Origin of the sequence: Algoriphagus winogradskyi (genome assembly GCF_900182815.1) — a bacterium.
In the GTDB taxonomy this organism is placed as follows: domain Bacteria; phylum Bacteroidota; class Bacteroidia; order Cytophagales; family Cyclobacteriaceae; genus Algoriphagus; species Algoriphagus winogradskyi.
Window position 1 is genome coordinate 21,509 of sequence record NZ_FXUA01000005.1, and the last position, 13,202, is coordinate 34,710.

Annotated in this window: 14 protein-coding genes; 6 read left to right on the top strand and 8 right to left on the bottom strand. The window is 41.9% G+C overall.

The features are described from left to right. Nucleotides 1–26: 26 nt before the first annotated feature. Nucleotides 27–284 (top strand): DUF6364 family protein, encoded by a 258-nt coding sequence (locus QOL76_RS13435; protein ID WP_283413485.1) that lies wholly within the window; start codon nucleotides 27–29, stop codon nucleotides 282–284. Beyond that, nucleotides 277–687, top strand: a complete 411-nt coding sequence (locus QOL76_RS13440; protein ID WP_283413486.1) for a type II toxin-antitoxin system VapC family toxin — start codon at nucleotides 277–279, stop codon at nucleotides 685–687. Before QOL76_RS13435 ends, QOL76_RS13440 begins: the two co-directional genes overlap by 8 nt. Here QOL76_RS13440 and QOL76_RS13445 read toward each other — a convergent pair. After that, complete coding sequence (locus tag QOL76_RS13445) at nucleotides 679–912, bottom strand: hypothetical protein (protein WP_283413487.1); 234 nt, start codon at nucleotides 910–912, stop codon at nucleotides 679–681. The two genes, QOL76_RS13440 and QOL76_RS13445, sit on opposite strands and share 9 nt — an antisense overlap. 190 nt (nucleotides 913–1,102) lie before the next feature. Between QOL76_RS13445 and QOL76_RS13450 the strand changes: the two genes are divergently transcribed. Together QOL76_RS13450 and QOL76_RS13455 are read left to right on the top strand one after the other, a co-directional pair. Next, nucleotides 1,103–2,203, top strand: a complete 1,101-nt coding sequence (locus QOL76_RS13450; RefSeq protein WP_283413488.1) for a vWA domain-containing protein — start codon at nucleotides 1,103–1,105, stop codon at nucleotides 2,201–2,203. 5 nt (nucleotides 2,204–2,208) lie between these two features. Next, nucleotides 2,209–3,732 (top strand): P-loop NTPase family protein, encoded by a 1,524-nt coding sequence (locus tag QOL76_RS13455; RefSeq protein WP_283413489.1) that lies wholly within the window; start codon nucleotides 2,209–2,211, stop codon nucleotides 3,730–3,732. A 115-nt stretch (nucleotides 3,733–3,847) separates the two neighbouring features. Here QOL76_RS13455 and QOL76_RS13460 read toward each other — a convergent pair whose 3' ends face one another. After that, the gene (locus QOL76_RS13460; RefSeq protein WP_283413490.1) at nucleotides 3,848–4,210 is read right to left on the bottom strand and encodes a DUF1304 domain-containing protein; all 363 of its coding nucleotides are present in this window, start codon (nucleotides 4,208–4,210) and stop codon (nucleotides 3,848–3,850) included. 107 nt (nucleotides 4,211–4,317) lie between these two features. On the opposite strand from QOL76_RS13460, the gene QOL76_RS13465 reads away from it, so the two are divergent. After that, complete coding sequence (locus QOL76_RS13465) at nucleotides 4,318–5,694, top strand: methyltransferase RsmF C-terminal domain-like protein (RefSeq protein ID WP_283413491.1); 1,377 nt, start codon at nucleotides 4,318–4,320, stop codon at nucleotides 5,692–5,694. A gap of 212 nt (nucleotides 5,695–5,906) precedes the next feature. Here the strand turns inward: QOL76_RS13465 and QOL76_RS13470 are convergent, their stop codons facing one another. Continuing rightward, nucleotides 5,907–6,251 (bottom strand): avidin-fold protein, encoded by a 345-nt coding sequence (locus tag QOL76_RS13470; RefSeq protein WP_283413492.1) that lies wholly within the window; start codon nucleotides 6,249–6,251, stop codon nucleotides 5,907–5,909. A 136-nt stretch (nucleotides 6,252–6,387) separates the two neighbouring features. On the opposite strand from QOL76_RS13470, the gene QOL76_RS13475 reads away from it, so the two are divergent. Next, entirely contained in the window at nucleotides 6,388–8,040 is a 1,653-nt protein-coding gene (locus QOL76_RS13475; RefSeq protein WP_283413493.1) for a M1 family metallopeptidase, read from the top strand. Here the strand turns inward: QOL76_RS13475 and QOL76_RS13480 are convergent. From QOL76_RS13480 to QOL76_RS13500, 5 genes are all read right to left on the bottom strand, one after another. Continuing rightward, the gene (locus QOL76_RS13480) at nucleotides 8,037–8,402 is read right to left on the bottom strand and encodes a hypothetical protein (protein ID WP_283413494.1); all 366 of its coding nucleotides are present in this window, start codon (nucleotides 8,400–8,402) and stop codon (nucleotides 8,037–8,039) included. The two genes, QOL76_RS13475 and QOL76_RS13480, sit on opposite strands and share 4 nt — an antisense overlap. Nucleotides 8,403–8,649: 247 nt before the next feature. Next, entirely contained in the window at nucleotides 8,650–9,402 is a 753-nt protein-coding gene (locus QOL76_RS13485; RefSeq protein WP_283413495.1) for an SDR family NAD(P)-dependent oxidoreductase, read from the bottom strand. A gap of 16 nt (nucleotides 9,403–9,418) precedes the next feature. Then, nucleotides 9,419–10,708: an MFS transporter gene (locus QOL76_RS13490; protein ID WP_283413496.1), complete on the bottom strand. Its 1,290-nt coding sequence runs from the start codon at nucleotides 10,706–10,708 to the stop codon at nucleotides 9,419–9,421. Beyond that, the gene (locus tag QOL76_RS13495; RefSeq protein ID WP_283413497.1) at nucleotides 10,708–11,064 is read right to left on the bottom strand and encodes a cupin domain-containing protein; all 357 of its coding nucleotides are present in this window, start codon (nucleotides 11,062–11,064) and stop codon (nucleotides 10,708–10,710) included. The genes QOL76_RS13490 and QOL76_RS13495 overlap by 1 nt, the downstream gene beginning before the upstream one ends. A gap of 32 nt (nucleotides 11,065–11,096) precedes the next feature. After that, entirely contained in the window at nucleotides 11,097–13,202 is a 2,106-nt protein-coding gene (locus QOL76_RS13500) for an alginate lyase family protein (RefSeq protein ID WP_283413498.1), read from the bottom strand.

Genomic DNA, 13,202 nt, shown 5'->3' on the forward strand with positions numbered 1-13,202 from the left:
ATATTTAAATCAAACACGTGTCACTTATGAAAACCAAACTCACACTCACTGTAAAAAAGGAAATTGTAGAGAAAGCCAAGATGCAAGCGGCTAAGAGAGGAATTTCGCTTTCTAGGATGTTTGAAGAGATTTTTGAAAAAGAAACACCTAAAGTTGAAAAAACTCAGGAGCAGCTAGCAGCTGCACGATTTTTAGAGAGATTAAAAAAGGAGTCTCCAATCAAAGCCCTCGAAAAGTCAGATAAAGAATTAATGCGAGAACACCGCGATAAAAAGTATGTATAGGATATTTTTGGATTCTAATGTTGCGCTGGACTTAGTTGCAAATCGGGAGCCGTTTGTGGAAGACTCTTTGCCATTTCTTACCTTAGTGGCAGATGGTGAAGCTCAGCTGTTCATTTCTGAAGTGTCTTTAGGCCTACTTATTTATATGTCTTTTGACCGCTATAAACTAGTTGATGCTAAAGAAAAACTGCTTCAGTTTAATGGCTTTTGCAAGGTAATCTCTGGGGGAGAGCAAGCATTTTTGCGTGCTATGAATTCAGATTTCAAAGACAAAGAAGATGCTCTTCAATACTTTACTGCCATTGAAAATAAAATGGATTTCCTAATTACTCGTGACCTTAAAGACTTCAAAACAGCGAATCAAATTCCTGTTCTCACTCCCAAACAATTTTTCTCAAGCTAAACCCCTTCTCCGCATTTCAGGCTCATCCTGATACCATTGTTCTTCAAAAGTTTCTTTTACGACCACATCTGCAATCAGCACTGACCACACCATCCACAAGACCAAAACAGGGCCTACCAAGAAAAGCAGCCATATCAGAAACATACCTAAATTGAATTGTATAGCGCTGACAAATATGATTAACACACCAGTGACTATACCGACGGCTCCAAGGTAGTTTTTCATAATTTTAGAGTTTTTATTCCATTTACTAAACTACCATACCCTTCTGTTTGTTACCTGAACTGTCGGAGTCAATAAAATTCCACTAAATTGAATTTCAAGGCTTTCCGGCTTAGTTAATTTTGACAAGAGTCTCGTTGGTTACTTTAAAACCAAAGTCTTGTGTCTTGAATCTTGATACTTGAGTCTAATTATGAAAGGATTTCGATTTACTCAGTTCGTACCCACTCAGGATCCTGAGAAGAATACGTTTGAGAATCTGTTGAATATATTTTTGCAACTCGTCACCATGACTGGCGGGGATGTGGCTGAGGCGATGAGCTGGCTCACCAATCTTGACAATCGCTACAACATGACCAATCCCAAGTATGGGATCGGAGACTTTATAGAGGATCTGAAAAGCAAAGGCTACCTAACCGAGGAAAACCGAAAAGGAGAATTCAAGGTCACTGGGAAAGCTGAGCAGACGATTCGCAAGTCAGCTTTGGAAGAGATATTCGGCAAACTTAAGCGCGGAAAATCAGGTCAACATAAAACCACACATTCAGGACAAGGAGAAGAGCGTGGCACAGATCGCCGAGCTTATGAATTTGGAGATAATCTGGATCAGATTGCTTTGACGGATTCTTTGAGAAATGCCCAGGCAAATCATGGTTTTGGTGGAGATTATTTGCTTACCGAAGATGACCTGGAAGTGGTGGAAAATGAGTTTCGATCACAGACATCTACGGTGCTGATGATAGATATTTCCCACTCTATGATTTTGTATGGGGAAGATAGAATCACTCCAGCGAAGAAAGTAGCCATGGCTTTGGCAGAACTGATCAAAACTCGATATCCAAAAGACACACTCGACATCATCGTCTTCGGAAATGACGCTTGGCAGATAGAAATCAAAGACTTGCCATTCCTGCAAGTTGGCCCTTATCATACGAATACCGTTGCTGGTCTGGAACTAGCGATGGATATACTTCGAAGAAGGAAGAATCCAAACAAGCAGATTTTCATGATCACCGATGGAAAACCGACTTGCCTGAAATTGGGAATCAAATACTATAAAAATGCTTTTGGAATAGACAGCAAGATCCTCAGCGAGACACTGAAACTTGCGGCCCAATGCCGAAAATTGAAAATACCAGTGACTACCTTTATGATTGCTTCAGATCCCTATTTGAAGGAATTTGTAAAGGAATTTACCAAAGTGAATAATGGGAATGCCTACTACAGCAGTCTGAAAGGGCTCGGCGACCTGATTTTTGAAGATTATAGACGAAATAGAACGAAACGCTTTTAAGCAATATGGACTACCAAAAACTGACACCACAGGAACTCACCCAGATAAAAACCCTCGGCCAACTGAAGGCAGCGGGCTACCAACCCAAATCCATCAAAGAAGAACTTCGCGACAATTTGATCTTGAAGATCAAGCGAAAGGAAAACGTATTTGAAGGAATTTGGGGATATGAGGATACTGTGATTCCAGATATCGAGCGGGCGATTCTCTCCAGACACAATATCAATTTACTGGGACTTCGTGGGCAAGCTAAAACAAGAATTGCCAGAATGATGACTCATCTTCTCGATGAGTATGTCCCGGTGGTTTTTGGAGCTGAGTTGAATGACGATCCATTGCAGCCGTTGACTTCTTTTGCCAAGGATTTGATAGAGGAAAAAGGTGATAATACGCCAATTGGATGGTGGCATAGATCAGACCGATATACTGAAAAATTAGCAACTCCTGATGTTTCTGTAGCCGATTTGATTGGTGATGTGGATCCTATCAAGGCCGCCACTATGAAGCTGAGCTATAACGATGAGCGCGTCATCCATTACGGTTTGGTGCCACGATCGCATCGCTCCATATTCGTGATCAATGAATTACCCGATTTGCAAGCCAGAATCCAGGTAGCCTTGTTCAATATCCTGCAGGAAGGCGACATTCAAATCCGTGGATTCAAATTGAGGCTGCCGCTGGATATTCAATTTGTCTTCACGGCAAACCCTGAAGATTACACCAATCGTGGGAGCATTGTAACACCACTAAAAGATAGAATTGAAAGTCAGATCATTACGCATTATCCTAAATCTATAGAGATAGGGAGAAGGGTAACTGCACAGGAAGCTAATTTGAAAGGCAAGCCTGTGGACAATATCTATGTGCCTGAACTGATGAAAGACTTGATCGAGCAGATTGCTATTGAGGCTCGAGGTTCTGAATTCGTGGATGAGAAAAGCGGTGTTTCTGCGAGATTGACAATTTCGGCTTACGAAAACTTGATTTCCGCTGCTGAGCGCAGAATGTATATGAATGGAGAAAGCGATACCATTATTCGAATTGCGGATCTGATCGGAGTAATTCCTGCTATCACCGGAAAGGTGGAGTTGGTCTATGAAGGCGAGCAGGAAGGCGCAGGTTTAGTTGCTTATAATTTGATCGGAAAAGCCATCCGTTCGCAGTTTATAAATTATTTCCCATCACCTGAGCAGAAGAAAAAAGAAAAGCAAGGCAATCCTTATGTGTTGCCTCTAGCTTGGTTTGGTGAAGGAAATGAGTTGGATATCCTAGCTTCTCAGGGAGACAAGGACTACAAGTCTGCACTTCATTCCGTACCAGGTTTGGAAGAGGTAGTGACGCAGTTGGTGAAAGACATGCCTGAAAAAGAGAAGGAATTCTTTATGGAATTTGCGCTACATGGATTGGCGGAATTCTCTCAGCTAAGCAAAAAAGTGCTGGATACTGGCTTGCAGTTTAAAGATCTATTTAGCTCCATGTTCGATATGGGTCCGGGAGAAGAAGATGATTTCGAGGAGGATGATTTATAAATGATTTCCCGCAGATCAGCGCAAATAAAAATCGCAGATATTCGCCGAATGTTTCTAATCAGCGAATTTCTGCGAAACAATTAGCGTAAATCTGCGGGAAATACATTTCTTTTTTTTAATGTAAATGCAGCAATACCAAGGCGATTAGCGCTGGTAAACCCTGTACCCAGAAGATTTTTTTACTTGCCGTCAGTGCACCAAAAATTCCAGCAACCAACACACAGCTCAGAAAAAATACCGCCACATAAAAAGACCATTTCTGATCCTCAATGAGCAGCGACCACACCAATCCAGCTACCAGAAAGCCATTGTAAAGTCCCTGATTTGCAGCTAGCCCTTTGGTTTTAGGAAATAATTCTGCTGGTAGGGATTTGAAAGTTTTTTTTCCAATTGTTTCCCAAGCGAACATTTCGAAGTATAAAAAGTAGAGGTGAAGGGCAGCAATGGCACCGATGAGAATTTTAGCGAGGATTTCCATAAATCTTTAGAATTTAGACAATCTAGCAATTTCTAAGATTTGATAAAGCATTTCAGTTTCTGAAAACTGATTACTGAGACTGCGAACTGTTGACTTATATTTGTCCCATGCCAGAAACCAATCTTCCAAAGGAATTCGAGTCTCAGATGCTCGAACTACTCGGTCAAGCCGAATTTGAGCAATTCAAAGAAGCAATTAATAATCCTTCCCGAACTTCCATCAGATTAAACTCTGCTAAATCTTTTTCACTTTCTTGGGCAAACACGCCCATTCCATGGTCCAAGACAGGATTTTTTCTAGAAGAAAGACCTTCATTTACTCTTGACCCTGCGATCCACGCCGGAGCCTATTATGTGCAGGAAGCATCTTCGATTTTTATAGAACATATTCTTAATTCACTGGAAATCCCCAAAGGAATTTACCTCGATTTGGCAGCTGCGCCAGGTGGGAAATCAACCTTACTCTCTACCTATTTAGGTAGTGAAGGAATGTTGGTTGCCAATGAGGTCATTCAGCCTAGAGCTCAGATTTTGAAGGAAAATATCATCAAGTGGGGGTTGGGAAATACTGCGGTTACCAACAATGATCCTGATCATTTTGCACCCCTGGAGGGCTTTTTTGACTTGGTTTTGGTGGATGCACCTTGTTCCGGAGAAGGAATGTTTCGCAAGGATCCTCAGGCTAGGGAAGAATGGTCCATTGACAATGTGCAGCTTTGCTCTGCTCGCCAAAAGCGAATCATGGATCAAGCTGGAGCTTTGGTGAAAGCTGATGGATATTTGGTTTACAGTACCTGCACGTTCAATGAGTCGGAAAATGAAGATATGATCCGGTTTTTGACCGAGGAGTTCTCGTATGAGCCGGTTCGAGTTCCTTTAGACGCTAGTTGGAATATTAAGGAAACCGAGGTAGAAGCTGAAGGAAAAACATTTTATGGCTATAGATTCTTCCCGCATTTGGTGGAGGGAGAAGGCTTTTTTATTACGGTTTTGAAGCGATCAACAGAGGCTTATATCCAAGAACCGAAGCGAATAAAAGATTTCAAACATCCTTACCTGAAGGAAGTATTTAATCGGGAATCCAGCGGATTGGATGAGGAATTAGGGTTTGATGGTACTGGAAAATTCTACACGCTGAATGATTCTTATTTCAGGATTTCCAAAGATTGGAATCTGCATTTTCAGAAAATTTCACAGCATTTGAGCTTGAAGTATTTCGGAGTGGAAATTGGGAAAAAGCAGAAAAACGATTGGATTCCAAATCATGAGTGGGCTTTATCCACATTACCTAAAAAGGACTTCCCTTCTCATGAGCTTTCGGAAACTGAAGCCATTGAATTTTTGCGTAAAAATGAGTTTGAAATACCTGATTTACCAGTTGGCTGGGTGTTGATAACTTATAATAACTTACCGCTTGGCTGGATCAAAAACTTAGGAAACCGTGTGAATAACTATTATCCGAAAGAGTGGAGAATTAGGATGTAAGGGGAAGTACAAAGTAAAAAGTCTCAAGTATAAAGTAGGTTACATTTTGAGCCCGGTAGCTGAAAATACGCATGTTAAAATTTAGTGTTCGCAGGATCTTTTTTCTAGGCCAATTAAAAACGCGGTTGACAGGAAGGTTTTCACATAGGAAGCAAGTTAACTATGATGGCTAGAAACATCGGACACCCGACATCCGACATCTAACATAACAATCAAATCTCCTCAATAACAGACTCGCCTCTAGACCGATCACCAGAAGTCCATTCCCAGGTTTCATGGAGACGGATTTTACCATTTTCTAGAATTTTGGGTTTGGATTGGCAGATGCCAGTCATGAGTTCTCCAACAGAATTTACTTGGTGATAGCGCATATTTATATTTCCTTCTTCATTCACTAACCCGATTAGATGGCCTTTGACAATCTTTCCTCCAGCGTATTCTGCTGTTAGAATATTACCTTCTTGCTGATAGTGGAAAACTGTTTCGGCTGAAGTTTCCCCATTTTCTGTGTTTTGAACTGCACGGAATTTACGATTGTGGTAGTTGATTTTGCTCATATTAATTAGGTTTCACTCTTCTTATCGTTTACAACCTTCATTTCACTAAAATTAAGTCCTTTCGTGGAAATGTATGGCTTTTCAATTGATCCTACCCAGTATCTTGTGGTTTCAAATTCCAAATTTCGCCTTCGTCATGAGATTTATACTACTAAGCTTTTCCATACTCCTTTGCCTTAGTGCCCAAGCACAAATGTTTCCTCATGGAGAGAAATTCACGCGTCAGGACACATTGCGAGGTACCATTACTCCTGAGCGAGCCTGGTGGGATTTGCAATATTATCATTTGGAAGTGACAGTTGACCCGGATACGAAGTCACTTTCGGGCAAAAATACGGTGAGGTACAAAGTGCTGGAAGATGCAAATCGCATGCAAATCGATTTACAAACACCTATGCAACTTTCGAAAGCCGAGCAGGATGGAGTGGAATTAAAAATTGAGCATGAGGGGAATGCTCATTTTATCACGCTTAAATCGGACCAGCCAATCGGGGAAGAAAAGGAAGTGGTTTTGACATTTTCAGGAACACCTGTGGAGGCGGTTCGCCCGCCATGGGATGGTGGTTTAACTTGGCAAAAGGATAGTAATGGCTTGCCTTTTATCGCAAATTCCAATCAGGGAATTGGGGCAAGCGTCTGGTGGCCAAATAAGGATCATGGCTATGACGAGCCAGATCAAGGAGTTCTGATGTCTGTAACTGTACCCGAAAATCTAATGGATATATCCAATGGACGCTTAATCAAAACAGATCATGACAAAGCAGCCAAAACCAAAACCTATCACTGGGAAGTGAAAAACCCAATTAATAACTACGGCATCAATATCAACGTGGGCGATTATGTGCATTTCGGAGAAAAATATAAAGGTGAAAAAGGCGAGCTGGACATGGATTACTATGTGCTTCGTGAGAATCTGAAAAAAGCCAAAAAGCAGTTTGAAGATGCACCAAAGATGATGGAGGCGTTTGAGCATTGGTTTGGGGCCTATCCATTTTATGAAGACAGCTATAAACTAGTGGAAGCGCCCTACCTGGGTATGGAGCACCAAAGTTCAGTTACCTACGGAAACGACTATGCAAATGGTTATCTAGGTCGTGATCTCAGTGGAACAGGCTGGGGATTGAAGTTTGACTTTATCATCATCCATGAGTCAGGGCACGAATGGTTTGCCAATAATATCACCTATCGGGATGTCGCGGACATGTGGATTCACGAGAGTTTTACGGCTTATTCTGAGAATCTTTTTGTGGACTACTTCTATGGAAAAGAAGCCTCGAGCGAGTATGTGCTGGGTACCAGAATGGCCATTACTAATGATAGCCCGATCATCGGAACTTATAATGTGAATTCCGAAGGATCTGGTGATATGTATTACAAAGGTGCCAATATGCTACATACCATCCGGCAGATTGTGAATGACGATGAGAAATGGAGGTCAATTTTGAGGGGGCTGAATTCCGAATTTTATCATAAAACTGTCTCCACTCGCCAGATCGAAAATTATATTTCCCAAAAAGTTGGCATCAACCTTAAGCCAGTTTTCGATCAATATTTAAGAGATATTCGCATTCCGATTTTCAGCTATAACTTGAAAGATGGCCAGTTGCTTTACCGCTGGGAAAATGTGGTGGTTGGATTCGATATGTCCCTAAAAATCTATGTGGAAGGGGAGGAAATGATTCTGAAGCCCACTCAGCAATGGCAGTCAGTAGATGTGGCAAAGAAAGATGCAAAAGTCACTGTAGACAAAGGTTACTACGTAGGCACTCTGAATGTCTCTGGGAATTAATTCAAAAAAGGAATCAAAATCTCTTTTGCTTTACCTTCAGTGAAAAGCACAAGGCCGGTTAGTTGGTCCGGATATTTGAATACTATCATTTGATTTCCTAAACACTTCACTTCAAATCGAAGCGGAGGATCAATGTCATCGATGAATTCTAGAATTCCTTCGGGAGTTAGGATCCAATCTAATGCATCCTCTTCCCCATTTTCTGATTTTATGGAAGTACCATCTTCGAAAAAAGTGAAATAGCAGTTTATCTTTCGGGTTTCGTCTAGACAATACCAAGGATTTGCAATTAACAACTCGCGGGAAATTACCTTCCCGAAAAAAATGATGTCAACGGACAACTGATTGATGAAGTCGAACATAGTAGTTGAAAATACGTAATTTTTGAATTCCTATTTCAATGGGCAACTAGAAAATGTTATACCAGCTATAGTGCGGGTTCTGAGGGCAGGTTTGGTTTGTAAATCCCCCTTGCCACCTTTAGAAAAGGGCAATTTCCAACATTGAACCTCAATCATGAATTCTTTGGAGATATTTTTTAACAAGAACATCATAAAAAAAAGACTGGCATTGCTACCAGTCTTTTTTGAATAATGGTATTACTCAGACTTAAGAGAATAGTAATCCTCCGTTGATATCGATGTTAGTTCCTGTGACGAATGAAGATTCATCAGAAGCAAGGTATGCAACCAAGTCAGCTACTTCTTTTGCTTTTCCTTCTCTTCTTAAAGGAGTTCCACCTGCAACTTTCTCACGTACTTCGTCCTTAGTAAAGGTGTCGTGGAAAGTTGTGGCAATCATTCCTGGGCAAAGAGAGTTTACTCGGATGTTTTTTGGTCCAAGTTCTTTTGCCATAGATCTAGTAAAGGTGATCACGCCACCTTTTGCAGTCGAATATGCAGAAGCTCCCGGTCCGCCACCGTCACGACCTGCCTGAGAAGCGAAGTTCACGATAGAAGCACCGCTTTTCATATGAGGAACGACAGCCTTGGTCACTAGGAAATTAGAAGTAAGGTTCAATTTCAATAGGAAGCTGAAGAAATCAAGATCCATTTCTTCCAACGTCTTTCTAGCAACTAATCCACCAGCCACATTCACTAAAATATGTACTTCATCTCCATAAGCTTTTGTTGTTTCTGAAACTAGGTTAGCAACCTCAGCCTCGCTTGTCATATCACCTTGCACCAAAATCGCGTCGCCGCCGTCCGCTTTTATTTCCGCCAAAGTTTCCTCAGCTTGCTCTTTATTGTCAAAATAATTGACCACTACTTTAGCGCCTAGTGCTGCTAATTTTTTGGATACCTCCTTACCGATGTCTCTTCCACCGCCTGTTACGATTGCTACTTTTCCTGATAGGTTCATACTGTTCGAATTAAATTTATTTTGAAATGAGATTAGTTACTGGTTTGATTTTGCCTCCTAGCAGTGCAAATGATATTAAAGCTAGGGGTACTAGGGATGCTCCCAACACGAAGAAAGGAATGTAAGATGTTGCTGTGATTACTGGAACTAGCCAGATCGTAATCAATACTCCAATCACTGCAGCAGATCCGCTAACTCCAGCTAAGGAGCCTACAGATTTGCCTGAGAAATAATCACTTGGAAGTGTCTGGATATTGCCGATTGCGATTTGGAAACCGAAAAGAATCACTGCGATTAATAATACTGCGATCAATGGAGTCGCTGCATAAGCCGTCAAGATCAGCGGTGGGATCATGATCAGGCATCCGAGATAAATAATCGTTTTCCTGGCTTTATTGACTGACCAGCCTTTGCGGAGCCAGACACCTACGAGCCATCCTCCGAATAAACTTCCAACTGCCGCTCCTACGTAAGGCACCCAAGCGAACAGCCCGATTTGCTTCACGTCGAAGCCAAATTGATCTGCGAGATAAATAGGAAGCCAAGACACGAATAACCACCAAACGGGATCGATAAAGAAGCGCATCAAGATGATAGCCCAGCTTTGTTTTAGTTTTAATAGTTCCCGTAGCGTAGGTACATATTCCTCCTCCTGAGCTATATCGTCAGGCTCAGGTTCTGGCTTTTGGCCTTTGATGATGTAATTCCGCTCTTCTTCTGTGATCCAAGGATGCTTGTCCGGCGAGGATTTGTACACGATAACCCAAGGAATAATCCATAGTAATCCCAACGCCGCTATGCAAACGAAGGTCATCTGCCAACCAATTGTCACGTACATCCAAGCAATAATTGGTGCTGAGATGACTGCGCCCAAGGATGCACCTGAGTTGAAAATTCCTTGTGCTAGGGCCCTTTCTTTGACAGGAAACCATTCTGCGTTTGCCTTAGTAGCTCCTGGCCAGTTGCCTGCTTCCCCAAATCCAAGTGTGAATCTGAAGATTCCAAAGGACAAAACAGATTTGGCCACTGCATGTAATGCGATGGAAATTGACCATATAGAAATGGAGAGCAAAAAGCCAAAGCGTGTACCGATTTGATCAAAGATTTTCCCAAAGGCTGTCTGCCCTAAGGCGTAGGCGATCATGAAGAAGGAGAGGATCAATGCATAATCTTCCTTTCCCATGTTCAAATCCTCCGCCACTCCCGGCCACATGACCGCGAGCGCGTTTCTATCGATGTAATTGATGACGGTAGCTAGGCCGACAAGACTCACTACCAACCATCGTAGTCCTTTTACCTTTTTCATTATTTATACTTTTCTCCTGTGAAGAAATCCTCTCTGATTGGACTGAAGACATCTATCAAGACTCCAGCAGCTAAACACACCGCACCGTGTGGCTCGTGAGGAGGAATGTAAAAGCCATCTCCAGCCTTAAGTACTTTTTTGGCTCCACCTATATTGACTTCAAATTCCCCAGATTCTACGTAGGTAGCCTGACTATGAAAATGATCGTGAATCGGTCCTATGCTTCCTTTCTCGAAAAAAACTTTTACGATCAAAATTTTATCATCGTGTCCCATGATCTGACGCTTCACGCCTTCACCTACCACTTCCCACTTGATATCTTCCCCTTTTTGAAATATGTCACTTTGAAATTTCATGCGTTCTTTATTTAGATGTACTAGTTTGATTACTAATTGATTTCGTAGTTTTTGATCCCTGAATCTTTGGTTGTTACCACTATTGATTTTTTTCCGTCTTTTACTGTAAGTTCCAGTGCTTGGATTTGATTGGAGGCATTCATAGTCACTTCATTTTTGGAGTCAAAATCGCCATGAGTTTCCAAAGCAGAGAGGAAATAGTGATTGCCGTGACCTGTACTTCTAAGGATAATGGAGCGCTCATTTCTAAGATTGAAATCCGGATCATTTGCACCTAATTCAGTCACGATCAATTCATCCTCTGCGCTGGTTTTGGTGCTCCAGGTGTAGAATCTGTTATCCAGCAGCCAAGTGAATTGACTGAGCTTGTCGTGAGCTTTTCCTTGAGCCATATTCCAGAGATGCTGGTAGCCATTAGCTTTTCCTAGCGGGCTCATTTGTGTACTGTTCGCCTGCAGTGGCACATTTAAGTGAATAAATTGCCCATTGAAATGAATTGGAAGATCATATTGATGTGCCTCATTAGATTCTATTTCGAAAAGATCGAGGACCACCGGATATTCAAAGGCTTCATCTCTCAAGTAAATCATCGTACGCGTGAACTTTACACCTTCGTAAACTCCTTCTATTTCGGCGCTTGCGATTTGGTAATCTGGATCACTTACATCGAAAATTAATTCAGTTGGAAAAGCTTTCTCAGCTGTGGATAACTTTCCGCCGAAGTGACTTTTTTCATCAACTACCACCGTATTGTGTGCGATGGATTGCTTAGCCCATGTATTGTTTTCAGCCAAATAATGTCCACCATATTTGGCTTCAATGTTCAAAAATCTGGCTGCACCATAGTCACGAATGATTTCAGAATTATTGTCGTAATACAACCAGGTCAGTTTGTCGAAATGACCATGACCCATTCCCTGTGCTGTGTACTTGTAGATTAATGCAGAGGAATTGGTATAGGACTCTGCTCTGAAAATGGCCAAACCTCCTTCTGTTCCGTCATTCCCATCTCTCACCCTTATAGATTTGAAATCATAAGGCTTAGTCAATCCAGCTGCTACTGCTGCCGCCACGCTAAACCCACCATCGATGGGAGCAAAATTTTGCTGGTATTCTGCAATAGACAGTAGGGAGGGATCCTTGGTAATGCTATAGGCGATATCCACTCCAAAAACCATCTCGGAGGTTTTCAGATTTTTCTCTTTTAACGCATCATTGATCGGGAAGAAATGACCCGCATAGGTCAGGTCTATAGCTGTATAAATTGCCTTAGTCAGAATAGCATTCCGGTGTTCAAAAATTTTCAGTTCTGGATTATTAGTTGCGATGGCCTGACCAAAAACCACAAAGGGTAGCAATGCATATCTTTGGTAATAAGGACCTTCGGTGTAATAGCCGTCTGGAGAAAAGAGCTGATCCAACTGGGCAATAAAGCCACCTGATCCATCTGCAGCGGTACCTTTCAATGCCATCTGCACCCACTCATCTACTTCCAAACTATAACCAGTCATCCCTACCGCCGCTAGAGCCCAAGTACCATGATTATGGATTTTATTGAAGGTTTCCGCGCCGTCTACACTTAGAAATTCCACATAAGGCTCAAATAACTCTGTTTTGAGGTAATCCCGCTCTTCAGGTGTCAAATAGGATTTGATTGCATCGAAGCCTTGAACTGTATAGACTAGCCACACGGCATCATTCAAACTTTGCCAAAACAGCTTTCCTGGAGTCTGCTCCTTTTTCTCAGGATGCAGCGGAAGGGTTTTGTACATTTTCGCGTAAGCAGTTAAAAGTACTTTGGAGTGCTTCGCGTATTTCTCTTCTCCTGTAAGTTTGTAGAGCACCCCTGCCTGGAAAATCGAGAGTTGATTCGATTTGTGTTTCTCATGAGTGAATCCTCCCCCGGCATCCTTTGGGATAGGTACATTGATAGGCTCAGCCATTTCTGCTTCGACTTTGGCTTTCATTTCCTCTATCTGTTGCACAGCTTTTGGATATTTTGCTGCCAAAAATCTGTAGTCCTTCACACCTTTGGATGTAAGAAGAAGTTTGCTTTCGGCTGAAGGGATTTTTTGCTGCGCAAAGCAAAAGCTTGTGCAAAAACTTAAAGCCAGTAAGAATAGTTGGGTTCGGGTCAT